The organism is Ferruginibacter sp., from assembly GCF_014377975.1.
In the GTDB taxonomy this organism is placed as follows: Bacteria; Bacteroidota; Bacteroidia; order Chitinophagales; family Chitinophagaceae; genus Ferruginibacter.
In genome coordinates this window covers 1-25,985 of record NZ_JACMOO010000381.1, presented here as the reverse complement: position 1 = coordinate 25,985, position 25,985 = coordinate 1, and the positions used below count along the sequence as shown (strand labels likewise).

Below are 25,985 nucleotides of genomic sequence, written 5' to 3'. Positions count from 1 at the left end.
GGACAATTACTGCAAGTAATGTTTAAGATGTTCGATAAATTCCCGAACATCCAAAAACCTGTAAAATAGTATAATCAAATACTATCAAACTTACCAGCCAATATTTTTATATACCATCGAAGGCTGTTTGCATTAAACTCATATCCAATTTTAGCATTTTCATCATTCCCTTCATTACGCTGCCGGATTTTTGTGGATGTTGACTTTTTAATAATTGATCTAAGATAGTAGAAACAGTTGCCGTGTTATTCAAAATCTATTTTAGTGTTATCCATTGATGCGTCTTCCCTCCTGCCGACGCAGGAGTGTAGGATAAAAAGACAAATTTCCCGTTGGGCTTGCCACGGTAGTAAAATAATGAAAGGAGTATGTAAAAGAAGAAAAATAAAAAATTACAAAAGTATTGGTATGCAGGCCATGGCAGCCCATCTGTAATTGCGTAATAAATTTTTAATGCACGCATTTGCTAAGTTCAATCCACTGATCCTGTAACTTATTTTATTACACTTCCATCCCGAATCTCCTCACTGCCGGTTGTAACCAAGGTATCGCCCGTTTTAAGATTGCCACCATATACTTCCGTTTTCCCATTTGCATCACGCCCTTTTTTTACTGCTACCCATTCGGCTTTTCCGTTTAGTTTCCGAATCACAAATATCTTTTCAGTGGAACTTACTACAGATGTTTTAGGAACTACAAAACTACTATCCTGCGCTGGTAGCGAAATGGAAATTTCGGCCACCATGCCAGGTAATAATTTTTTGTTGCTGTTATCTACATCCATTTCAATAAACTCAGAACGAAGCCGGTTATCCAGCACCCCGGAGAGACGGACAATTTTAGCAGTAAATTTTTCTCCTGCCAGGGAATTTACCGTAAAATTTATTTTACTTTGGCTGTTTAAGAAAGAAGTGTAAGCAGCAGGGATAGCTGCAGTCAACCTTAATTTGTTTTGTTGTTGTAAAGAAAAGATAGGCAGATCAGACCCTTTACCAGACGGACCGACGTAAGCTCCTGCACTTACATTTCTTACACTGATTACCCCACTAAATGGAGCTCTTATTTCCAGGTAATTCCTTGTATCTGTAATTTCTCTGATGGCAGCTTTCGCCGCATTCAACTGTGCCATGTCTGAGTTTTGTTTAGCGAAGGCTAATTCCAGTTCATTGGGCGAAATTGTGCCTGGTGTTTTGCTGGTTTCAAGTAACCTGTTGTAAGTGGCTTTACTGCCCTGGTACAATGCACTAAAAGACTCCAGTTTTGATTGCGACCCTGCCAGTTGAGAGCCTATTTCCTGGGCTTCCATTGTTGCCAGTAACTGCCCTTGTTTTACCTGTGAGCCAACATCTACATACATCTTTTTTACAAAGCTGCTCACTTTTGCATACAGATCTACTTTTTGAAAAGATACAAGCTCGCCCGGGATATCAAGGCTGGTTGAAAGCATACCTTTTTGCAATATAAAAGTGGGTGTTGGGGGCAGTGCTGTTGCAACCGCTTTGTGCTCAATCTTTCCTTCATCAGAAGAATTACAACTTTGCAGGATAGTTACAAGGCAGAAACTACCTGCAAGCAGTACTGTAATTACAAGGCTATTTCTTGTCATATAAAGAGGATATATAGTGTTTACTTTCTTTGTCTTCAGGATCCAATGATACAGATTGTGTACTCGCTTTACCCTGTACCCATGCAAATACCAATGGTAAAATAAACAAGGCTGCAACAGTGGAGGCAACCAATCCCCCAATCACGGCCCGGCCCAATGGTGATGCCTGGTCACCACCTTCTCCCCATCCTGCTGCCATGGGTATCATACCCGCAATCATAGCAACGCTCGTCATAAGTATTGGCCGCATACGTAAGGCCACAGCTTCTTTGGCAGATAAGATGGCATCGCCATTGTGTTTGCGCAACTGCTCGGCGTTGGTTATAAGCAATACCGAATTGGAAATAGAAACACCCACGGACATGATCATACCCATGTAAGATTGCAGGTTAAGTGTTGAACCGGTCAGCATCAATAATACCAGCGAGCCCAGTATTACAGCGGGTACAGTGGCCAGTACCACCAATGAAACTTTAAACGATTGGAAATTGGCCGCCAGCATTAAAAATATCACTGCAATGGCAACCAGTAAACCAGATTGAAGACTGTCGAGCGTGTCGGTTAACACATCACTCAATCCCTTCGCCTGCATAGTTACTCCCCTGGGCAAAGCCCCGAGAGATTTAATTGCCGCATCAACATCCTGCGTTGCATGGCCAAGGTCTTTTTTATAAAGATTAGCTGTTACAGAAAGCACAGGAATATTACCGTTGTTATCATTTTCGCCATGGGTAATGCCGGGTGAAAGTGTTGCGATATCGCCGATCACAGGTCGCGGCTGATTTTTTAAAACCGGTATTTCGCTGATGTCATTAATACTGCTCATTTTATTTTCCGGTATTTCTACCTGTATTGCATAACTCAACCCGATCTTCTGATCTACCCAAACATTTTTTTCTGTATAACGGCTGGAAGAAGTAGAGGCCGTCAGGGATCGTGAAATGTCTGATACATCTACACCCAGCTGGGCAGCTTTTATTCTGTCAATATCAATGTTGATGGAAGGGTATTTTGTGCTTTGTCCTATCTGAACATCCCGCAGATAGGGGATTGCGTTTAGCTTTTCTATCAGCTTATTTGCATAGGCTTCATTTACCTGTTTGTTTTTACCGGCTACTTGCACTTCTATGGGTGTGGGGGCACCCTGGCTTAATATTTTATCGGTCAGCTGGATCGGCTCAAAAGATAATTTCACATCTGGCAAAGCCACTTTCATTCTTTCCCTGAACCTGTCCTGCAATGCTTCCAGGTTAGTTTTATAATCTTCTTTTAACTGCACCTGTAACACAGCTTCGTTTGGACCTGCCATAAAAAGGTAAATAGGACTGGTAGAAAATAAACCAGGGTGGGTACCAACAAATGCGGAAGTGATGGCAATATTTTCTTTGCCAACCAGCGTATCCAGTACTTTCAGCGATTTTACCAGATCCAGCTCTGTACTTTCTACCCTGGTTCCCTCCGGTGCACGCAAACGCACCTGAAATTGTTTGGCATTTACCTTTGGCAACACGTCTCTTCCAATAGTACTCAGCAATAAAAAAGCAAGCCCGGAGATGACAATGATATAAGCCGAAACTACCAATTTTGAAAAGGGGAAAAGCCTCGTTAAGAAACGGAGCAGGCGATTTCGGAATTTATTGAATCCCGAAGTTTTTTCGCCAGCTTCGTTCATTGATTTTTCAACAAGTATTTTCTTTTGATCCCAGGTATCGCCTTCCTCTGCAGCCGAAAGTCCGCTTGCAACAAACGCTTCTTCATCGGTCATATCTGTGGTTGAATTCCCTTTTTTTAAAGGATGACCTTTCATCAACCAGTTTGCCATAATTGGCACAAAAGTTTGCGACATAAAGTAAGATACGATCATGGAAAAAGCAATGGCCAATGCCAGTGGCAAAAACAAAGCTCCGGGAATTCCCTTCATGGTAAAAGCAGGTGCAAATACTGCCAGTATACATAACAGTATCAGTAGTTTTGGAAAGGCAATTTCTTTACAGGCATCCCAGATAGCAAGAGCCTTAGGCTTCTGCATATCAAGGTGCTGGTGTATATTTTCAATCGTTACCGTTGATTCATCTACCAATATGCCAACGGCCAGGGAAAGGCCGCTCAGCGTCATGATATTGATGGTTTGATGAAAGAGTGATAAGAATAAAATGCCGGAGATAATGGAGATGGGTATAGTGAGGATAACAATCAATGCGCCTCTTGGATCACCTAAAAAAAGCAGTACCATTAAGCCGGTTAAAATGGCACCAATTGCACCTTCAAACAGTAAACTTTTTACAGCATTAATTACATAGCCCGACTGGTCAAACTGGTAAGACAATGTTACATCTTCAGGTAATACCGACTGAAAACGAGGAATCGCTTTTTTTAAATTTTGTACTACCTCCCAGGTAGAAGCGTCGGCTGATTTAGTAATGGCTAAATACACCGAACGCTTGCCGTTGATGAGCGCATAACTGGAAGTAATGTCGGCCCCATCTTCTACAGTTGCCACATCTTTTAAATACAAATTTTGCACACCCCCTTTAAACAAAGGAATGTTCTCAAAATCCTTTACTGTTTTGATGGTAGTATTTACGGGTGTTAAATAATTTTTATCACCAATGCGTACATTACCCGCTGGCGAAGTCTGATTATTGACTTTTACTGCTTCTACCACCTGGTCAATAGTAAGATTGTGAGACCGCATTGTTTCCGGATCTACTTTTATAACTACTGTTCGTTGGTTACCACCAAAAGGTGCAGGTGAAACCAGGCCGGGAATAGAGGAAAAAGCAGGCCGGATATACACGCTGGCAAAATCGAGTAACTCATTATTTGTACGGGTAGGGCTGCTCAATACCAACTGCCCTACCGGCAAAGTAGATGCATCAAACCTAAGAATAAATGGCGGTTGTGAACCTGGTGGAAAGCCTGCCTGGGCCCTGTTACTAAAAGCCGATACTTCCGCAGCCGCCTGGGCCATATTGGTTCCTTCATAAAAGGTAAGCTTCATCAAGGTTAAGCCCTGTATATTTTTTGTTTCGATATTTTTTACACCCGATACATACAGCATCAGATTTACATAAGGTTTGCCGAAATAAGACTCCATCTGATCTGGTGTGTAACCGCCAAAAGGATGTGACAAGTAAATCACGGGTAAATTCATATCCGGTAAAATATCTATCTTGATATTGCGTACCGCGTTGATACCAAAAAAGGTTAGTCCCGCCACCAGTACCAGGATGGTAATGGGCTTCCGCAATGCTGCTCTTATCAGGTTCAAACTGTAATTTTTAAATAATAGTTATAAGTTAATTATGAATTATAAGTTGATCGATATTGGTTGATAGTTGTACTTTAATTTTTTTATTTTCTGCCAGTTGTTTTACATCTCACCACCAGCGTACTATTCTGTTCGAAAAAACTCATACCTCATAACTTATAAAGCACAACTTTTACCTTGTCTGTTTCAAAAAAAAATCAAAATCACCGGAGGCCGCAGCTTTTTGAAGCAGCGATTGCCACACGTTAATATAGCTTATACTCACGTCTGTTTCGGCCCTGTTTAATAAATACAATGTTTGTTGCAGGTCAATGATATTGCTGAGTCCGTTTTTAAACAGTACCGACTTTTGCAGGTAGGCATCAGACGCAGCTTTGTATTGAACAGGTGCTTCGTGCCAGCTTAGTAAACTGTTGGTAATTCGTTGATCGGCCAGCACCAACTGGTCTTTTAATTGCGTACTTATCAGATCATATTCATTTTGTAGTGCTTTTGAAATAAATTGCTGGGCAGTTACCTGGTGCTTTATTTTGGCGACGCTCATAATATTCCACGCCATTGAAACCCCGGTTACATAATTGCTGCGGGCGGGCTTGATGCCTGTAAAATAGTCTTTTGAATAATTATTGGTGATTGCTGAATAATTATAATCAAACCCGGAACCACGGCTTTGAAAAATGCCAAACAGGTTTATACCAGGCATAATACTTTTACTCAGCAAACCAGCATAGCCGTTACTTTGGTCAATACGACTTTTATAAAACTTAACCTGTGGATTTTGTTCTATTGAAAGTTCGGTATTGTAAGTAGCGGGCAATGTTTTTAAAAAGAGGGTGTCTGCGCTATATTGGTCCGGTGCGGCATTTATTAGTTGAGCCAGTTGATTGCTATATTGCTGTTCTGTATTGCTGGCATCAACGATGAGAAGTTTCGCTTTGGAAACCTCTGCATTGGCAATAGAAGAATCAACACCCGCATTTAATCCATTCTTTGTGCGGGCAGCTACTACTGTTTGAATAGACATTGCTCTTTGCAGGTTAGCGTTGGCATTTTTCATCAAGGTCTGGGTAATCAGCAAATTCAGGTAAGCACCTGCAATTTTTACACTTTGTACAAATTGTTCCTGAGCCAGATCGGCTGAATCTTTATTTACCTGGGAGGCAGCGTAGGTGATCCTGGATTGTAACCTGCCAAAAGAAAATATTTCCCAGTTGGTATTTAAAACATACACACCACCAAAAGCAGCCGACCATCTCTGGCTGCTGCTGACAGGGCCGGAGGAAGTAGTTCCGTTAATACCATAAGCGGAAGAAGGCCCAAACTGTCCATTGACAGTTCCAAAACTTTGTTGTATAGAAGCTACTACGTTAGGCAGGTATTCGGCACGGGTATTTTTCACCAGCTCGGCAGATGATTGCAAATAGTTTTGTTTGGCCTGGATGCCCTGAAAGTTTTGAAGCCCTGTTTTTATTGCTTCAGATAGCAACAATGCTTTTTGCACCTGGCCAAATGCTATCGTGCTACTGAAAAATCCGGTCACCAGAACAAGTAAAATACGATTGCTTCCAAATATTATCATAAGTATTATTCTATCAGATATCAAGTAACGGGAATTAAGTATTAGCATGAAACAGAAGCCTTTGCTTTTAGCCTTCTGTTTTTATTTTTTTATCTTCAATCTTCTCTCCCACAATGTTCCTCACGCAGTTCCACGCCTTTTTCGGATCTTTATCAATGATGCTTTTCAACAAATCTTCGTGAATGGAATGTTTAATTACAAACATTTCCGTATCAGTATATACCTGCCTGAATGATTTTTTTATTTGTGCTGCAATGTTTTTATAGAGGTCTGCCAGAATATCATTTTTGGCTGCATCCGCAATAGCGATGTGAAACTGTATGTCTGCTTCAATACATTCATCTGCCAGGTTATTTTGAGCGGCTTCCAGTCTTTTCTTCAATAATTTTGTCAGTGTGTTAATATCTTTTTGGGTGCGGTTGATGGCCGCTTTTTCTGCTATTTTTAACTCAAGTAATTGCCTTACTTCGTTCAAATCTTTTGCTGTGGAAGTTTGCAACCGGTCGTACCAATGTACAAGTGTGCCATTTTGCACATCTACAAAAGTACCTACACCTTGTTTAACCCTTATCAGTCCTTTGTTGGAAAGTATCCGGATTGCCTCTCGGACACTGGAACGCCCCACACCGAACTGTTGCATAAGTTCGGGTTCCGAAGGCAATTTGTCGCCAGACTTTAATTTGCCCAAAACAATTTGTTGCTGCAATTTGGTAACTACCTCATCACACACTCCGCTTCTTTTTACAATGCTATTCATAGTCGTCAGGTCATCTGATGATTAAAGATACAAGCAGATGAGGAAATGAAAAAATATTTTTTAACAGATAACAACCTATTGACAAAGCTTCTCTTTTATTTTACCCTTAAAAACCATATTAAAAATATGATACAGGTTTTGGTTATTTATTGGAAAGAAAAACTGTTTGAAGCAAAAAATTAAAATAAGAAAAATCTCAATTTTAAAACAAATACAAAGTTTTTATTCAATCTAAGTTTAGATTTATCATAGTTTTTGCAATTTTTATCCGATAACAATGGATATTTGTAAAATAATTCAAAAAATTTACAATGAATAAAAAGCCAGCTACCTTGTTTGATAAAGTGTGGGATGCACATGTGGTTAGAAGAATTGAAGATGGCCCGGACGTTTTTTTTATTGACAGGCATTTTATACATGAAGTAACCAGTCCGGTGGCATTTGGAGGCCTGGAAAGCAGGGGTATAAAAGTGATGTTTCCTGAACATACTTTTGCTACTGCCGATCACAATACGCCCACCATCAATCAACATTTACCGGTAGAAGATCCCTTATCAGCCAACCAGTTAAAAGCGCTGGAACAAAACTCAGCAAAATATGGAATTTCGCATTGGGGGTTGGGTAATCCTAAAAACGGCATCGTACATGTGGTAGGGCCAGAAAACGGTATTACACTTCCTGGAATGACAATCGTGTGCGGTGATTCGCATACTTCCACCCATGGGGCATTTGGTGCCATCGCGTTTGGAATAGGCACTTCTGAAGTAGAAATGGTGTTATCGTCACAATGTATCATGCAGCCAAAACCGATGAAAATGCGCATCAACGTAACAGGTGGTTTGGGTAAAGCGGTTACACCAAAAGATGTTACGTTATATATTGTATCTAAATTAACCACCGCAGGCGCCACGGGTTACTTTGTTGAATATGCGGGTGAGGTGTTTGAAAAAATGAGTATGGAAGGCCGCATGACGGTTTGCAATATGAGTATTGAAATGGGTGCCCGGGGCGGAATGATAGCACCAGATGAAACTACTTACACTTACATAAATGGCCGTGAATTAGCTCCAAAAGGCGTGGCCTGGGATACGGCGCTTGCCTACTGGAAAACACTTAAAACAGAGGCAGGTGCAGAATTTGATATAGAATATAATTTTGATGCAGCAGATATTGAACCCATGATTACCTATGGCACTAACCCTGGAATGGGGATGGGTATTTCAAGGTCAATTCCCCGGGGCGCCGATTTAAAAGGAGCAACCGCTACCTACGAAAAATCGTTGAAGTACATGGGCTTTCATGAAGAAGATCAGATGATTGGTAAAAAAGTAGACTATGTATTTATCGGCAGTTGTACCAATGGCCGTATTGAAGATTTCAGGGCTTTTGCATCCATTGTAAAAGGCCGCAAAAAGGCAGACCATGTTACTGCATGGGTGGTACCAGGATCGCATGTAGTGGAAACGCAAATTAAAGAAGAAGGGATACTGCAAATTTTAACCGAAGCAGGATTTTTATTGCGTCAGCCGGGTTGCTCAGCATGCCTTGCAATGAACGATGATAAAGTGCCTGCAGGCAAATACGCAGTAAGTACAAGTAACCGTAATTTTGAAGGAAGGCAGGGGCCTGGTAGCCGTACCTTACTGGCAAGTCCGCTGGTAGCCGCCGCTGCCGCCGTTACCGGATATGTAACCGACCCAAGAGACCTGATGTAATATCTGCATTACATTATTAATTATCAATTATTAATTATTAATTAAAATTATGGCTTACGATAAATTTAATGAACTCACAAGTACTGCTGTTCCGCTGCCCATCGAAAATGTAGATACAGATCAGATTATTCCTGCACGCTTTTTAAAAGCAACCAAGCGGGAAGGTTTTGGAGATAATCTTTTTAGAGACTGGCGGTATAATGCAGATGATACCCCTCAACAGGATTTTATTTTAAACAATCCGATTTATACGGGTAAGATTCTAGTTGGCGGCACCAATTTTGGTAGCGGCAGCAGCCGCGAACATGCAGCCTGGGCCATTTACGATTATGGATTCCGTTGCGTAGTATCAAGTTTTTTTGCAGATATTTTTAAAAACAATGCCATCAATATGGGCATTCTGCCAGTGCAGGTAAGTGCTGAATTTTTAGCGAAAATATTCTCGGCTATCGAAGTGAATCCTGCAAGCCAGTTCACAATAAGCCTTCCGGAGCAAACCATTGCCATTCTTTCTACCGGAGAAAAAGAAACGTTCAATATCAACGGTTATAAAAAGCACAACCTGTTAAATGGCTTTGATGACATTGACTATTTACAAGACATGAAGGAAGACATTGCGTCTTTTGCAAAAATTCATGCGATATAATTCAGGTAGAATAAACAATACAGATCCTTCATCATCTTATCCATTCATCTTTTAAGCAGCATCGCTGTATACAATTGAAAAAAAATCCAAGGTATATTGAGATAATGGATACCACACTTCGGGATGGTGAACAAACCAGCGGTGTATCTTTTTCTGCGTCTGAAAAATTAACCATTGCCCAGCTTTTATTAACTGAAGTAAAAGTAGACAGGATTGAAATAGCATCTGCAAGAGTATCCGAAGGAGAGTTTCAGGCAGTAAAAAAAATAACGGACTGGGCGGGTAAAAATGGATATCTAAACCAGGTAGAGGTACTTACATTTGTAGACGGTGAAACATCTGTAAACTGGATGCTTGAGGCCGGCGCAAAAGTAATGAACCTGTTAACTAAAGGTTCGCTCAATCATCTTACCCATCAGTTAAAGAAAAACCCGCAGGAACATTTTGTAGAAATCGCTGCTGTAATTTCGCTTGCCGTAGAAAAAGGATTGCAATGCAATGTGTATCTTGAAGACTGGAGCAACGGGATGCGCAACTCCAAAGAGTACGTGTTGGAATACCTTGATTTTTTGCAGCGTCAACCCATCAAAAGGGTTTTGTTACCGGATACTTTGGGCGTGTTGATTCCTTCTGAAACATTTGGATATGTATCGGAACTGGTACAACGGTACCCGCAATTACATTTTGATTTTCATGCACACAACGATTATGATTTAAGTATAGCCAATGTAATGGAAGCAGTAAAAGCGGGCGTGCATGGCCTTCACTTAACCGTAAACGGAATGGGCGAAAGAGCCGGCAATGCGCCGCTGGCAAGCGCTATTGCTGTGTTAAACGATTTTATGCCGGATGTAAAAACTGCTGTTGCAGAAAAATCATTGTACACGGTTAGTAAACTGGTAGAAGCTTTTTCCGGTTTTAGAATATCTGCCAACAAACCGGTAGTTGGCGAAAATGTATTTACCCAAACAGCAGGCATTCATGCAGATGGAGATAAAAAAAATAACCTGTATCACAACGACTTGATGCCGGAGCGCTTTGGCCGTCAGCGTAAATATGCACTGGGTAAAACAAGCGGCAAGGCTAACATCGACAACAATCTGCAGCAACTGGGCATACAGCTATCGGATGAAGATTTAAAGAAAGTTACCCAGCGGGTAATTGAATTAGGCGACAGAAAAGAAATGGTTACGCAGGCAGATCTGCCCTATATTATTTCTGATATTTTAGACAGCAACAGTATTGTTCAAAAAGTTCAGATCATCAACTATGTGCTCACGCATTCAAAAAATTTAAAACCATCCGTAACATTGAATATTTCTATCAATGGCGAATTGTTTGAGGAACATGCGCAGGGCGATGGTCAATATGATGCGTTTGTAAATGCCTTGAAGAAGATATACAAACAAAAGAAAATGGAATTGCCGGTACTGGCCGATTATACGGTTCGCATTCCGCCCGGCGGTAAGTCGGATGCATTGTGTGAAACCATCATTACCTGGCTGCACAATGGCAAAGAGTTTAAAACCCGTGGCTTGGATAGTGATCAAACAGTAGCAGCAATTAAGGCAACCGAAAAGATGCTCAACAGCATTTTAATTAGTTATAAGTTATGAGTGATGGGTGATGAGTGAGTCGTTACAAATTTCCTGAATTACTAATGGCAACGAGGAGGCTGTATTTTATAATTTGTGTAATGGGTGTTTATAATTCGTGGTTTACAATTGGTATAATAAAATAAAATAAATAGAAATGGCAAAAAAGCATATCCTCATTGTTCCCGGAGATGGAATAGGACAGGAAGTAACTTTGGTTGGTAAAAAAGTATTGGATAAAATAGCTGCTAAATTTAACCATCAATTTACCTATGATGAAGCATTGATTGGCCATGTTGCCATTGAGGCCACCGGCAATCCTTTACCGGATGAATCGTTGGAAAAAATGCGTAATTCAGATGCAGTATTGTTTGGTGCAGTTGGGCATCCTAAATATGACAATGATCCCTCTGCCAAAGTAAGGCCTGAACAGGGTTTGCTGAAGATGAGAAAAGAATTGGGTTTGTATGCCAACCTTCGTCCGATAAAATTATTTGATGAATTACTAAGTGCCTCCAGCATTAAACCGGAAATTTTAAAAGGAGCCGATATTTTATTTTTTAGAGAACTAACCGGTGATATTTATTTTGGTGAGAAGGGAAGAAAGAATGATGGTAACACAGCTTTTGATGTTGCAGAATACAGCCGTTTTGAAGTAGAACGCATTGGCCGGAAAGCTTTTGAAGCTGCACGTACAAGACGCAAAAAATTGTGTTCTGTTGATAAAGCAAATGTATTGGAAACAAGCCGCTTGTGGAGAGAAGAAATTCAAAAACTGGCGTTGGAATATCCGGATGTGGAAGTGGAATACCAGTTTGTAGATTCTACCGCAATGATGTTAATTAAAGATCCACGTCGTTTTGATGTAGTGGTAACCGCTAATTTATTTGGCGATATTTTAACCGATGAAGCTTCGCAGATTGCAGGTTCAATGGGTATGCTGGCTTCTGCTTCTATCGGCGATGGAACTGGTGTGTACGAACCCATCCATGGCTCAGCGCATGATATTACGGGCAAGGGTATTGCCAATCCGCTGGCGTCTATTCTATCTGCAGCCTTGTTGCTGGATATTTCTTTTGGGATGAAAGAAGAATCTGAACTGGTGATCAGCGCAGTTGACCAGGTGTTAAAAGCCGGTTTTCGTACCATCGATATTGCAGATGCAACAACACGTAAAGAAAATATTTTAGGTACCGAAGCAATGGGCGACGCGGTGTTGAAATTTTTATAAGTTGGTGAAATTACTTAACGGGGATATAAAAGGATTTACTTTTTATATCCCCTTTTTTATTTTGAATGTTTACCCGATTGTACACCGTCTTTTGCCATGGTTCGTATCTCACGAACCACTCTACCACAATCAAGTAATAACGATTGCGAAGATAGTTTGTGAGAAACTAACCTTAGCCATGGTTCGTGTCTCACGAACCACTCTAACACAATCAAGTACTAACGATTGCGAAGATGGTCCGTGAGACAGGAACCATGGCTGGAACAAAAGAAAGTAGTCCGGGCAATCTTCATAGACCCATTATTATAAAAAAAACTAAACCCTTGGCCGTGGTTCGTGTCGCACGAACCACTCTACCACAATCAAGTAATAACCATTGCGAAGATGGTTCGTGAGACACGAACCATGGCTGGAGACACGAACCATGGCTGAATATTCCGGGCAATCTTCATAGACCCATTATTATAAAAAAAACTAAAACCTTGGCCGTGGTTCGTGTCTCACGAACCACTCTACCACAATCAAGTAATAACGATTGCGAAGATGATCCGTGAGACACGAACCATGGCTGGAACAAAAGAAAGTAGTCCGGGCAATCTTCATAAACCCATTATTTTTTTTTAAAAAAACCAGCAAGCCGCTAACCCTTCACAGACTTTCTCAAAACCATTACAGCCGGAATAATTATTTCCTCATCCGGCAATTCAAAATTTTTTCTTTCTAACGATTTTACCAGTATTGAGGCGGCTATTTTACCCATTTCAAATGCGGGTTGTGTAATAGTAGTTAGCGGCGGATGCAAAAAAGCCGCGGTATCTACATTGGAAAAACAAATTAACTGTACATCTTTGGGTATGCTCAACTGTAAGTCTTCGCAAGCCTGGTAAACGGGCAATGCTAATTTTTCAACAGAAGCTACAATGCCTGCTCCCTTTTTGATGGATTTTAATTTTCGCTTTAACCCCAAATAATCTTTTTCAGCGTCATTGGTGAATGTGATAATATTCCCGGCATCCGGTTTTAAGTGGTAATCAAGCAATGCTTTTTTATATCCATCCAGGCGTTTACAGGATATGGACAGCGTTTGTGAAAAAGATAGAAAAAGGATTTTCGTACAGCCTTTTTTTATAAGATGTACTGTTGCCAGGTAAGCACTTTCAAAATCGTTGGTAGTAATTTTTGTGGTGTTTACTTCTTCCATTACGCGGTCAAAAAAAACAAGCGGTACTTTTTTATCCATCAATGCATCAATGTGATGGTGCAGTATGGTTTCCCTCGCCACCGACATCAATACGCCATCTACCCGGCCGCTTTCAAAGTCTTTTAAAATCTTTTTTTCTTTTTCAAAATTTTCATGCGACAAATAAATCAATACATGGTAACCTTTTTCCTGCGCTACCGATTCAATCCCGTTGATGGCCTGTGCAAAAAAACTATCGGCCACTTCCGGTATTACTACACCAATCGTTTTGCTATTGCGGGTTCGCAGACTGCTTGCGTAAGGGTTGGGTACGTAGTTTAGCTTTTGCACTAAATCATTCACCCGCAGTTTTGTTAATACACTTATTTCATGGCTGTCGCTGATTGCTTTTGAAACAGTGGAAACCGAAAGACCCAGCTGCCTGGCCAGCATTTTTATAGTGACGTTATTTATTTTCTCTTTCATACTGTTTAAAGCAGGAAGCTACACCAAATTTATCTTTTTTAACGAAACCGGTTTCGTAAATAAAAACTGCCCGGGTTAACTTATACAGCATTAAAATGCTCATATTAGCAGAACGAATTTTATTACACTTTAAAAGCCTGCTTGTATGTTACCTTCTATTGATGAACTAAATCAAAGTGCTATTAATCCATTAAAAAGTCTGGATGTATGGGAAGACGATGTACTGGAACGGTATCCTGATCCTGCTTCTATTGCAAATGATAAATCAACAGAAGCTTACCGCAATTACGAAAGTCCTGAAAGAGATACGGTACGGGAGTTTTACCGCCTTAACCACACCTACCAGAGTTATGATTTTGTATTGGATAAAAAAGCAAACTATTTAAAATTTGATAAAAAAGAAATGCCGGTTTGGGATGCGTTTCAATTTTTAAATCAACTGGTAGATGATTCTGATCCGGATACTGACCTTGACCAGTTTCAGCATTTGTTACAAACATCTGAAGCCATTCGCAGAGATGGCCATGCTGACTGGATGGTAATGGTGGGATTGTTGCATGATATGGGAAAAGTATTGTGCCTTTTTGGAGAGCCTCAGTGGGCGGTGGTAGGAGATACCTTTCCCGTAGGTTGTGCCTTCTCTGATAAAATAGTATATCCGGAATATTTTAAAAATAGCCCTGATTTTGACGATGAGCGTTACAACACAAAGTATGGCGTGTACAGCGCCAACTGCGGTTTAGACAATGTGCATCTTTCCTGGGGGCATGATGAATATATTTACCAGATAGCAAAAGATTATTTGCCGGAGTCAGGTTTATATATGTTGCGGTATCACTCTTTTTACTCCCAGCACCGGGAGCATGCATACGATCACCTGATGAGTGAACACGACCATGAAATGTTTAAATGGGTAGATCTTTTTAATCCGTACGATCTGTATTCAAAAAATCCAACCCCGCCTGACTGGGTTGAATTAAAACCTTACTACGAAGCGCTTGTAAAAAAATATCTTCCAGCCACCTTGAAATTTTAAGAAAAGGAATGGTGTTTTTGTTGTCCCGTTTTTTATTTAATATCCCCTTCTTCATCTTGTTCCAGTAAGAAATAACCTGTATGTTAATTTCTATGCTGCCTTTAACTACCACATTTTCAATCAGCGAATGTGGTAGTTAATTGATTTTATATTTTTCAACCCATGTATTGTTTATAACCTGCTATTTTTACTTCCCTTAACGATTAATAAACTTAAAGATTGCTGATGAATCAATTGCAAACCCTCGACTATATTGTTTTCTTCATTTACTTTATTGCAGTCTCTTCCTACGGATATTATATTTACCACAAAAAAAAGTCTGCTACTACCAGTTCAAAAGATTTTTTTCTTGCAGAAGGTTCACTTACCTGGTGGGCTATTGGTGCTTCACTGATAGCATCCAATATTTCTGCAGAACATTTTATTGGTATGTCGGGCTCAGGTTTTGCATTAGGGCTTGCCATCTCTTCCTATGAGTGGATGGCCGCAGCTACATTGATTTTGGTAGCAGTATTTTTTATTCCCGTGTATCTTAAAAATAAGATATTCACCATGCCGCAATTTTTATCCATGCGGTACAATGACAAAGTGAGTACCATCATGGCAGTATTTTGGTTACTGGTGTATGTATTTGTAAACCTCACTTCTATAATTTATCTTGGTGCCCTCGCCATTTCTTCTATCTCTACCATTAGTTTTGAATGGAGCATTTTTGGCCTGGTAATTTTTTCTTTGGTTGTAACATTGGGTGGCATGAAAGTGATTGGATATACGGATGTAGTGCAGGTAGTGGTATTAATTCTTGGAGGGTTGGTAACCACTTACCTGGCGTTGACTTTATTATCACAAGAATATGGTTTTGGTAAAGATATTTTTAAAGGGCTTTCTATTTTACGCAAGGAAGCGCCCGAACATTTTCACATGATATTTGATTCTTCCAATAAATATTATAAAGAATTGCCCGGTCTGTCGGTATTGTTTGGCGGTATGCTGGTAAATAACCTTGCATATTGGGGGTGCAACCAATATATAGTACAACGTGCGCTGGGTGCTGATTTGGTGACTGCACGAAAAGGGATTTTATTTGCAGCTTTTTTAAAATTGCTTGTACCGGTTATAGCCGTGTTGCCAGGCATTGTAATGTATGTGTTGCATAGTAAAGGAATGTTTCAGCACGAAATGGCGAATGCCGCAGGCACACTAAAACCGGATCATGCTTATCCTACCTTAATGAATTTGTTACCCGCTGGTTTAAAAGGTATTGCTTTTGCTGCGCTTACTGCGGCTGTTGTTGCATCATTGGCGGGTAAGGCAAACAGTATTTCCACCATTTTTTCGCTGGATATCTATAAAAAATATTTTAATAAAGAAGCCTCCGAAAGAAAAATGGTGCTGACAGGAAGATGGGCCGTTGTAGTTGCCATGGTGATTGCAGCCATTGTAGCTCCCGCATTAAAATCGCTTGACCAGGCTTACCAGTTTATACAGGAATACGTAGGATTTATTTCTCCCGGCGTGCTGGCCATTTTTTTACTGGGATTTTTTTGGAAGCGTGCTACGGCTTCAGCAGCCATGGCCGGTGCTTTATTAACCATTCCCCTTTCAACCGTATTAAAATTTTTACCGGTTTGGACAAACGGTTATTTTCCAGACTTTGCTTTTTTAAACAGGATGGTAATTACGTTTGTAACCATTGTAGTTGTGATGATCCTGATGAGCCTTATCAATCCTAAAAAAGAAAATGATACGCATACTATTGAAGTAGATACTTCCATGTTTAAAATTACCCCCGGATTTGCTTTTGGGTCAATTATTATCATGGGTATATTGGTAGCATTGTACACCGTTTTTTGGTAAAATAAAATAATATTTATCCGGACTAAGCGGTTTTTTTAAAGTGCCTTTATTGTATAACAATGAAAGTATAAGTGGTAAATAAATAATGAAAAGGTTCGTGTATATTGTAGTCTAAAATTTCATAATTAAATTAAAATAACAACATAATAAAAGATGAAAAAGAAAACGGTCGTTGCCGATTCCCGGCGTAAGTTTATCCGCAATACAGCATTGACTGCGGCGGGATTTTTTATTGTACCACGCCATGTATTGGGACGAGGTTTTGTAGCTCCAAGTGACAGGTTGGTGGTTGCTGCTATTGGTGCAGGTGGAAAAGGTGCGGATGATGTGAATCATTTTTTTAAAAGTGGCAAAGCCGATATTGGTTTTTTGTGCGATGTAGATGATCGCCAGGCTGTTGAAAGCCGAAAGAATTTTCCGAAAGCAAAATACTACAAAGACTTTAGGGAAATGCTGGCAAAGGAAGGAAAATCAATTGATGCAGTGTCTGTTTCTATACCAGATCATCAACACGGTGTAGCAGCGATGGCCGCGATGCAGATGAACAAACATGTGTATGTTCAAAAGCCAATGACGCATGATATTTACGAAGCCCGTATGCTTACACAGGCTGCGCATAAATACAAGGTGGTAACGCAAATGGGCAACCAGGGCGCTTCCGGCGATGGCGTACGCCAATTGCAGGATTGGTACAATGCAGGAACAATTGGCGATGTACATACCATCTATTGTTATACCGACAGGCCCATCTGGCCGCAGGGTGTAGTCCGCCCGGGAAATACATCACCAATACCTGCCGGACTTGATTTTGATTTATGGCTGGGAACGGCGCCCAAAAAGGAATACTTTGAAGGCATACTGCCCTTTAACTGGCGTGGCTGGTGGGATTATGGCACCGGCGCATTGGGCGACATGGCCTGTCATATAATGGCACCCGCTTTTGCAGTAATGGGCCTCGGTTATCCAACCAGTGCAGAATGCAGCGTTGCCACTAAATATATAGAAAACTGGAACAAAGCATACTATCCGGAAAGCGGTCCAATTGCTTCACACATCACATTAAGGTTTAAAGGAGAAAAAGGTAAACCTGATGTAGAATTGCATTGGATGGACGGTGGTATACAACCTTCAAGACCGGAAGAGTTGGGTGCCAATGAAGAAATGGGTGACGGCGGCAATGGTGTTATTTTTCTGGGTACCAAAGGAAAAATGATGGCTGGAACTTATGGCGTTAATCCGCAGTTATTACCCACCTCCCGAACAAAGGAAGTGAAAGTGCCTCAAACAGTTGCCCGTGTAAATGGTGGAGAAGATGGTCACTATGCTGCGTGGGTAGAAGCCGCTATTGCAGGGTACGGAAGTGAAAAAGCAAAAAACCTTAGCTCAAATTTTGATATTGCCGGACCGCTGACTGAAAGTGTTTTGATGGGCAATCTTGCTATCCGCAGTTATGATATCCGCAAGCCAAAAGGCAAAGATGATTTTGATTATCCAGGACGTTTTATCAAATTACTTTGGGATGGCCCCAATATGAAGATCACCAATTTTGATGAAGCCAACCAGTTTGTAAAACGTACTTACCGGGAAGGCTGGAGTATGTAATACCAGTGAACATTCAATATAGATTTTCTTTTTAAAACAGGGAGTTATTCAACATAACTTCCTGTTTTATTTTAATAATCATCAACAGATTTTTTCAACTATCAGTTGATGTTGTTTCATTAAAAATCAAATACAAACCCTGAATAAATCTTTCCGTTAAAAAGTTTATTTTTTGCAACCCTCACTTCATTTATCACCAGGTTGTTGTCGTTGATATAGGCAATTTTAAAATGCTTTAATCTAAACGATGCAGAAAAACTTTGTTGTTTAAATGCATATCCTGCTGCCAGTAAAATATCATTTGCCGGTACATAGTTTACTCCAACGGATGCATCATACAATCCCTTATCAGTAAACAATGCATCCATGCCAACATTTATTCTTTCTCTCTTATAACATACACCAATTCCATACGCACGCTGGTTTACATACGATTGACTGGAAGAATTTTTTATAAACATATCCGAATATAATTTTGTACCTGCAATATTCATTACAGAAATGCCTGCCTGTAAAAAACTGTTTATTTTATAGCTGAATGATGCATCTGCTTCAAAATGTTGTTTTCTGATGCTGTCATCAATAAAATAATTATAATTGTTATTAAGATCGTCTCTCTGAAGCACAATAAGATTAGGATTATTAAATTGTTGCCAGATATATTTAAATGTGAGTGCGATGCTTATTCTATTATTGATGGCATATACAGGGGCTAAAAAGGCAGCGAATTCTCTTAATTTATCCGGGTGACTGCCTATCACTGAATCAGAATCAGCTGTTGAACCAATTTTTTGAAACTTTACCCGCCTAAACTCATTTTGCTGGGTATAGATACCGCCTAATCCGAGGTATATTTGCTTTGTGAGTTGCTGGTAGCCAGACAATTTAATATTGTTTTTAAAATTAGCAAGCAGGCTTATATTATTTGGTTTCGGCCCGTTGGCAATAGATGCGGCATTCCAAAAAACGGCCTCAGACATATTCCTGCCGGGCGAAAAATTAAAACCGGTATTATCTGTGTTGATAAGTGCGGAAGCATGTAAAAATTCTCCATACTTAATTCGGCCCCGATATAATACCATAGCTTTAAAAACTCCTGAATTTGGCCCCGCCGCAACGGTAACCAACTTTTCAAATAAATTAATAAATGAAACCGGTGCCATTGCAGGGCTGCCGGGTGCCTTTCCATCCACGGTTAATGCAGGCATGTGATGAGCAGAGTCCAGGAGTTTTTCCGACATAATATCTGGTAATTCTGTTTCCCTGCAATTCTCTAATATTTTCCAGTTTTTTATGGTAACGTACATTTTAGTGGGATCAGTATTTCGCTTATCAAGGTCTTCAGAAATAAACACCCGTTCTACCTTTTTACAACTGCTGCATTTGGTTAAGAGGTACAACGAAACATTTTTATCTCTTAAATCTTTTGCACTCCAACCGGTATTAATTTCAAAATAACCCTGCGGTGTAGTGGTGGTTGCTACGGCAGCATGGGGATTAAATGAAGGGATGATAATAATATTGGTAGCACCCCTGGTAGATGTTATGCCATTGTTTGTACAACGAAGTGTGCCTTTAATAATTACCTGTTGTGCAGTGGCAGTGGCTAAATTTGCAGCCAGTAAAGCAGTTAGAAAAATAGTTGTTTTCATTTTCTTTTGTGTTTTGAATTAGTAATGGGAAGGGGATTTAATACAAACTCAATTTTATCAATTTCACCCGATTGAATATTAAAATTTTTTTCTTTATCCTCGTACAATGGATGAGAAGTAACAACAGTAATCCGGTCACCGAAATGATAGTCCGGTAATGGAATCTGAAAGCTCCCTTCATTGGTTGTTTTGGTTGCATAGGGCGTTCCGTCAACCGTAATGTCTACATCCCTGATAGGTCTGTCTGCTGCATCTTTTACAGTGCCTTCAATCCGGATAATTTTCGCCTGTTCCAGGGTAAGTTTAACCAGATCAAAATTGGCCAGTAAGGTATCTTTAGTGATGGGTATATACCCATCACTAACCACATTAATTATGATATCATTTCGCAACTGGTCGTAAGGTATTTCTGGAAATACTACCATGCCCATTTCATTGATGGCAGCCTCCCGCTGGTAATGCGGAAAGGATAAAGTAACATTCCCTCTTTTAACCGGCCTTTTATCCTGGTCAAACACCATTACAGTAAGCATCTGGTCGCTTGTTACTTTTGGTATCATAAAGCCACCCAATACAGTTAGTACTACACCTACCACAGGCCCGGTTAATTTGTAGGTAACATTTGCCTGAATACCTTTAAGCGAGGCATAAGAGTTCATAATACCGAAAATAAGGGCACTGGCAGCCATACCGAAAAGCACGAGCACCAAATAAAAAACACGATCATCCATTTTTTCGGAGCCGCCCTGTTTCATGTAGTGAAGATAATAGTAGCCGATACCAGCCGCCGCAACAAGACTTACAATTGATACCAGCAAATAGGTAGTTACTGAAACATTTTTTTGAGAAGAAGGGTTGTTCGTATTCATTTTACCTGATTATAAATTGGCTGGTTTATATTCAATAAAGGATACGGGATAAAACACTTGCAGGTAAAGAGAAGAGCTATTAAATAAGGGGTAATTGTTTTTACACGAGGATGATTGAATTACTATAGTAAGATAATGAAAAAATATCAACCTGCAATTAATGAATCAATTTTGAATTTAAATGAGATGAAGGTAATAACCACAATATATTGTTATATTTCCCAGCGGGAGAATCAGTTGAATTACTTCTTAGCGCCCTTTGTTAATCCTTGTATACTTTGTGTGAAATGCACTCAGTTTATTTCACATAAAAACCACTACGAAAAACAAAGGGCTCGATAAATTTTAGCTAATTACAAGTATTATTATAAAAATCTCAATTGATAAAATGATAGCATAAAGCCGCCAGTAAACTGCCAATTATTGGTGCTATAACCGGCACCCATCCATATTTCCAGTTGTTGCTTCCTTTTCCTTTAATGGGTAAAATGGCGTGCATAATCCTTGGGCCAAGGTCTCTTGCGGGATTGATTGCATATCCGGTTGTACCACCTAAACTTAAACCAATACCCAGCACCAATAATGCCACCGGCAATGCATCTAAAGAACCTAAACTATTTTTTGAAGCCACCAAAAACAACGCTCCCAACACCAGTACAAAAGTTCCAATGATTTCTGAAAAAACATTGTCAACCGGACTGGCAATGGCAGGCGAAGTGCAAAAAACAGCCAGCTTAGAAGCGGGATTAGGTGTTGCCTCAAAATGAGTTCGATAAGCAACCCATACCAACCCTGAACCAATCATTGCACCGAGCAACTGTGCAGCAATATAGGTTGGTACCAACGCCCAGTCAAACTTTCCCAGTGCTGCCAGGCCAATGGTAATGGCAGGGTTTAAATGTGCCCCACTTGAACTGGCTGAAATAAATACACCGGTGAATACGCCGATAGCCCATCCAAAAGCAATTACAATTAAGCCACCATTGTTGCCATAGGTTTTATTCAATACCACATTGGCAACAACACCATTTCCTAAAAGTATCAACACAGCGGTTCCGGTAAGTTCGGCAATAAAAGGGGTCATTCTAAGGGTTATTTTTTAGGTTAAAAAAAATAGTTGATCAGTGTATTACATAATTTTGTGCAATTGCTTCAAACGCTTTTACCTGCTGCTGTTGCCAGTCTTCGCTTTTTTGCAGCAGGTTAGCCATCAATGCGGCTACCAATGGTGCAGCCTCCATAGCGGCTGTTGCATCCAAAAACAAGGCTCTGGTACGCCTGGCCAGTACATCTTCTACCGTCATGGCCATTTCATGTTGTATTGCCCATACCACGGTGGCTTTAGTATAAGGTAATGCAGCATGAATTTTTTCTTTTAATAAGGGCTGTTCATTCATTAACCGGTTAATTTTTTCTGCATCACTGCCATATACATTCAGCATATCGCTGCTTGTTGTATTTTCTGTATAGCCATGTATTTTTAAGGTATCGGTAACACAAGGCTGCTTTGATAGTTTGCAGGCCAACGCTGCACTGTCAACAGCATGTTTGGCCATGGTTCTGTAGGTGGTCCATTTGCCGCCGGTAATGGTAACCAGTCCGCTTTTTGAAACAATGGTTGTGTGGTCTCTTGGTAAAATTGACGTTGATTTTTTTCCTTTTACTTTTATCAATGGTCGTAGTCCAACGTAAACGGTTCTTATATCTTTATAGGTTATCCGGGTACTCAGGTAGCGGTTGGAATGTTGTATAATAAAATCAATTTCTTCCTGCAGGGGCCTAGGTTCTAAACTAATTTCCTTAATGGGAGTATCGGTAGTGCCCAATAAAACTTTATCATGCCAGGGCACAGCAAACAAAACCCTGCCATCATCCGTTTTGGGAATCATGAGTGCCTGTTTACCAGGGAAAAATTTTTCATCTACCACAATGTGTACACCCTGTGAAGGAGAAACAATCGGTTGATGGCCGGCATCATCCATCTCCATTACTTTATCAGTAAATACGCCTGTTGCATTGATAACTGCTTTACTGCTGAGCGTATAATTTCTGCCTGATATAGTATCCTGTACAAGAACGCCACTAATACTGGTGCCTGTTTTAGTAAGTGCAATCACTTTACAATAATTAAGAATAGCTGCGCCTTGTTCTGCGGCTGTTTGCGCAAGATTTATTGCCAGTCTTGAATCATCAAACTGTCCATCCTGGTAAAGAACTCCGCCGCTTAAGTTTTTAGAAGAGATAGCCGGCAATAATTGCATCGTTGTTTTTTTTGAAAGCATTTTTGTTTTGCCCAGGCTCAGTTTGCCGGCAAGCAAATCGTACATGCTTAACCCAATGCTGTAATACCATTTTTGCCACCAATGAAAAGAAGGAATTATAAAAGATAAATTGTGACAAACATGCGGTGCATTTTTTAGCAATAGGCCTCTTTCCCGCAGGGCTTCCCTAACCAGTTTTATATTGCCCTGGGCCAGGTAGCGAACACCGCCATGCACCAGCTTGGTACTGCGGCTGCTGGTGCCTTTTGAAAAATCTTCCTGCTCTACCAATAAGGTTTTATATCCCCTGGAAGCTGCGTCCACAGCAGCACCCAGTCCCGTAGCACCACCGCCGATAACTATGATATCCCATACAGAAACTTCTTCCAGATCCTGTAACATTTTTTGCCTGTTCATCATTTAAAAACTATTATTTATTGATTCTATTTCACCTGATAACCCCTGATTGTACTAAATCTTATGCTTTTTACGCAACTTACGATAGAAACGCGGATGACGCGGTACAAACAGCTTAAAACGGATTTGCTTTTTTCACATTGAAAAGATCATTATCAGCAGTACGTTCTCTCTAAACTAAATCGTTGTAATCTCTTATAATCCGTGTTATCTGTGTTTCTATCTAAATTATTATTCATCGTCCGCCCATGCCTTAGCTACTTTTACCGAACGTTGCCATTGTTTGGTTAAGGTTTTTCTTTCTTCTTCAGTCATGGTGGCTGTAAATTTTTTATCTACCTGCCATTGGTTTTGTATGGCTTCCATATCAGGCCAGAATCCCACGGCGAGTCCAGCTAAATAAGCAGCGCCCAATGCAGTGGTTTCTATAATAACAGGTCTAACTACGGTGGTATTCATGATATCACTTTGAAACTGCATCAATAAATTATTAACCGTTGCGCCCCCATCTACCCTTAGTTCTTGTATACTGATACCCGAATCTGCTTCCATGGCTTTCAACACGTCCATTGTTTGATAAGCAATGCTATCCAATGCTGCCCTTGCAATATGAGCAGCATCCGAGCCTCTTGTAAGCCCTGTAATAATTCCCCTGGCGTGTTGGTTCCAATGGGGCGCACCCAGCCCTGCAAAAGCAGGAACTACATACACGCCCCCGCTATCCTCCACCTGCAAAGCAAGTGTTTCCACCTCGGCGGCAGTTTTAATAATGCCCAGGCTGTCTCTTAACCATTGTATAACTGCACCTGCAATAAATACGCTTCCTTCCAACGCGTAGTGAGTAATGCCATTCACTTTCCATGCAACGGTTGTTAATAAATTATTGGTACTGGCTACCGGTTTTTCCCCGGTATTCATCAGCATAAAACAACCGGTGCCATAAGTGTTTTTTACCATCCCGGGCTGCGTACACATTTGTCCAAACAAGGCTGCCTGCTGATCGCCTGCAATACCTGCTATTGGGATATTATACGCCGATAAAATATTTTGTGTATGCCCGTACACTTCGCTGCTGCTGCGTATTTGAGGTAACATATTGCCAGGAATACCAAATATTTCCTGGAGTTCGCCATCCCATTGCAGTGTATGAATATTGCAGAGCATGGTACGGCTGGCATTGGAAACATCTGTTACATGCACCTGTCCTTTTGTAAGGTTCCAAATCAGCCAGGTATCAATGGTTCCAAAACACAATTCACCATTGTTTGCTTTTTCCCTGGCACCTTCCACATTGTCTAATATCCATTTTATTTTAGTGGCGCTAAAATAAGCATCTACCACCAACCCTGTTTTTTGCTGAATCAGTTTATCCGTACCATTTTCTTTTAGTTCATCACAAAAAGAAGCCGTTCTTCTATCCTGCCAAACAATGGCATTGTAAATGGGCACGCCGGTATTTCTATCCCATACCACGGTGGTTTCCCTTTGATTGGTAATGCCAATTGCGGCAATATTTTCGGCAGATAAGCCTGCCTTGGTAATGGCTTCTGCAGCCACACCAAACTGTGTGCTCCATATTTCATTGGCATCATGCTCTACCCAGCCTCCTTTAGGAAAAATCTGTGTAAACTCTTTTTGAGCAACAGAAATAATGGAACCCTTTTTATCAAATACAATGGCACGTGAACTGGTAGTGCCCTGGTCTAATGCTAAAATATATTGCTGCATGAAGGTAGATTTAGTGATGATTTATTTTGAGTAATCCGTTATAAAATTGTTTGACAAAACAATGTAGGCAATAAAGGCAAAAAAAAATACGGAAATGTTGTGATAGGCTTTTTAAAATGCGTTGGGACATACAATCGTTTTGTGCTGCTAATGTAGTACTAAAAATTATAAATGATGGATATTGCAAAATATCCACTTTTCAATCACAATATTTTGCAATTTCCGGAAGCCGGTGTTGGGTATTTTTGGCCAACATCCTAAGTGTTAACCTTTGTACGCCACCATCCAAAGGCGCGGATTATGTAGGATAAAAAAGAAACATTGATTCCTGCATCCAGCGTAGTAAGGCACGAACCTTGGCAGAGTTGATAACTAATCACATAATTACAACTAAAATTCCAAAACCGCTTTTATAAAAGTTACCCACAGGTATGCAGCAAAAGAGAGCGATGCAACGATGATGATCATAGCTTCTTAGCCTGGACAAAAAATATTTT

The 25,985-nt window shown here is 40.3% G+C and carries 17 protein-coding genes; 7 read left to right on the top strand and 10 right to left on the bottom strand.

All coding sequences use genetic code 11. From position 1 onward, the window contains the following. Nucleotides 1-493: 493 nt before the first annotated feature. From H7254_RS18665 to H7254_RS18650, 4 genes are all read right to left on the bottom strand, one after another. Nucleotides 494-1,606, bottom strand: a complete 1,113-nt coding sequence (locus tag H7254_RS18665; RefSeq protein WP_301934414.1) for an efflux RND transporter periplasmic adaptor subunit — start codon at nucleotides 1,604-1,606, stop codon at nucleotides 494-496. Further along, nucleotides 1,593-4,877, bottom strand: coding sequence for an efflux RND transporter permease subunit (locus H7254_RS18660; RefSeq protein ID WP_301934413.1), 3,285 nt, complete (start codon nucleotides 4,875-4,877; stop codon nucleotides 1,593-1,595). Before H7254_RS18660 ends, H7254_RS18665 begins: the two co-directional genes overlap by 14 nt. Nucleotides 4,878-5,049: 172 nt before the next feature. Beyond that, on the bottom strand, nucleotides 5,050-6,456 hold the full coding sequence (locus tag H7254_RS18655; RefSeq protein WP_301934412.1) for a TolC family protein: 1,407 nt from the start codon (nucleotides 6,454-6,456) through the stop codon (nucleotides 5,050-5,052). A 67-nt stretch (nucleotides 6,457-6,523) separates the two neighbouring features. Then, on the bottom strand, nucleotides 6,524-7,213 hold the full coding sequence (locus H7254_RS18650; protein WP_301934411.1) for a FadR/GntR family transcriptional regulator: 690 nt from the start codon (nucleotides 7,211-7,213) through the stop codon (nucleotides 6,524-6,526). A 311-nt stretch (nucleotides 7,214-7,524) separates the two neighbouring features. Here H7254_RS18650 and leuC point away from each other — a divergent pair, with 311 nt between their 5' ends. The 4 genes from leuC (at nucleotide 7,525) to leuB (ending at nucleotide 12,400) form a co-directional block, all read left to right on the top strand. Then, nucleotides 7,525-8,928, top strand: a complete 1,404-nt coding sequence (gene leuC / locus H7254_RS18645) for a 3-isopropylmalate dehydratase large subunit (RefSeq protein WP_301934410.1) — start codon at nucleotides 7,525-7,527, stop codon at nucleotides 8,926-8,928. A gap of 49 nt (nucleotides 8,929-8,977) precedes the next feature. Continuing rightward, nucleotides 8,978-9,574: a 3-isopropylmalate dehydratase small subunit gene (leuD, locus tag H7254_RS18640; RefSeq protein ID WP_301934409.1), complete on the top strand. Its 597-nt coding sequence runs from the start codon at nucleotides 8,978-8,980 to the stop codon at nucleotides 9,572-9,574. Nucleotides 9,575-9,648: 74 nt separating this feature from the next. Continuing rightward, nucleotides 9,649-11,190 carry an alpha-isopropylmalate synthase regulatory domain-containing protein gene (locus H7254_RS18635; RefSeq protein WP_301934408.1) on the top strand — a complete coding sequence of 514 codons (1,542 nt, stop codon included), beginning with the start codon at nucleotides 9,649-9,651 and terminating at the stop codon, nucleotides 11,188-11,190. 136 nt (nucleotides 11,191-11,326) lie between these two features. After that, nucleotides 11,327-12,400, top strand: a complete 1,074-nt coding sequence (gene leuB, locus H7254_RS18630) for a 3-isopropylmalate dehydrogenase (RefSeq protein ID WP_301934407.1) — start codon at nucleotides 11,327-11,329, stop codon at nucleotides 12,398-12,400. A 640-nt stretch (nucleotides 12,401-13,040) separates the two neighbouring features. Here the strand turns inward: leuB and H7254_RS18625 are convergent. Then, a complete protein-coding gene (locus H7254_RS18625; protein WP_301934406.1) occupies nucleotides 13,041-14,066 on the bottom strand; it encodes a LacI family DNA-binding transcriptional regulator in 1,026 nt (341 codons plus the stop codon). A gap of 145 nt (nucleotides 14,067-14,211) precedes the next feature. Between H7254_RS18625 and H7254_RS18620 the strand changes: the two genes are divergently transcribed. From H7254_RS18620 to H7254_RS18610, 3 genes are all read left to right on the top strand, one after another. Next, nucleotides 14,212-15,102, top strand: a complete 891-nt coding sequence (locus H7254_RS18620) for an inositol oxygenase family protein (protein WP_301934405.1) — start codon at nucleotides 14,212-14,214, stop codon at nucleotides 15,100-15,102. 225 nt (nucleotides 15,103-15,327) lie between these two features. After that, nucleotides 15,328-16,959, top strand: coding sequence for a sodium/solute symporter (locus tag H7254_RS18615; protein WP_301934404.1), 1,632 nt, complete (start codon nucleotides 15,328-15,330; stop codon nucleotides 16,957-16,959). 153 nt (nucleotides 16,960-17,112) lie between these two features. After that, the gene (locus H7254_RS18610) at nucleotides 17,113-18,561 is read left to right on the top strand and encodes a Gfo/Idh/MocA family protein (RefSeq protein WP_301934403.1); all 1,449 of its coding nucleotides are present in this window, start codon (nucleotides 17,113-17,115) and stop codon (nucleotides 18,559-18,561) included. A 119-nt stretch (nucleotides 18,562-18,680) separates the two neighbouring features. Here the strand turns inward: H7254_RS18610 and H7254_RS18605 are convergent, their stop codons facing one another. The 5 genes from H7254_RS18605 to glpK all read right to left on the bottom strand — a co-directional run bounded on the left by H7254_RS18605 (nucleotide 18,681) and on the right by glpK (nucleotide 25,488). Next, the gene (locus H7254_RS18605) at nucleotides 18,681-20,213 is read right to left on the bottom strand and encodes a hypothetical protein (RefSeq protein ID WP_301934402.1); all 1,533 of its coding nucleotides are present in this window, start codon (nucleotides 20,211-20,213) and stop codon (nucleotides 18,681-18,683) included. Continuing rightward, nucleotides 20,210-21,082: a carboxypeptidase-like regulatory domain-containing protein gene (locus tag H7254_RS18600; protein WP_301934401.1), complete on the bottom strand. Its 873-nt coding sequence runs from the start codon at nucleotides 21,080-21,082 to the stop codon at nucleotides 20,210-20,212. The genes H7254_RS18605 and H7254_RS18600 overlap by 4 nt, the downstream gene beginning before the upstream one ends. 376 nt (nucleotides 21,083-21,458) lie before the next feature. Next, nucleotides 21,459-22,166, bottom strand: a complete 708-nt coding sequence (locus tag H7254_RS18595; protein WP_301934400.1) for an MIP/aquaporin family protein — start codon at nucleotides 22,164-22,166, stop codon at nucleotides 21,459-21,461. A gap of 37 nt (nucleotides 22,167-22,203) precedes the next feature. Further along, a complete protein-coding gene (locus tag H7254_RS18590) occupies nucleotides 22,204-23,763 on the bottom strand; it encodes a glycerol-3-phosphate dehydrogenase/oxidase (protein WP_301934399.1) in 1,560 nt (519 codons plus the stop codon). A gap of 228 nt (nucleotides 23,764-23,991) precedes the next feature. Further along, complete coding sequence (glpK, locus tag H7254_RS18585) at nucleotides 23,992-25,488, bottom strand: glycerol kinase GlpK (RefSeq protein WP_301934398.1); 1,497 nt, start codon at nucleotides 25,486-25,488, stop codon at nucleotides 23,992-23,994. Nucleotides 25,489-25,985: the final 497 nt, after the last annotated feature.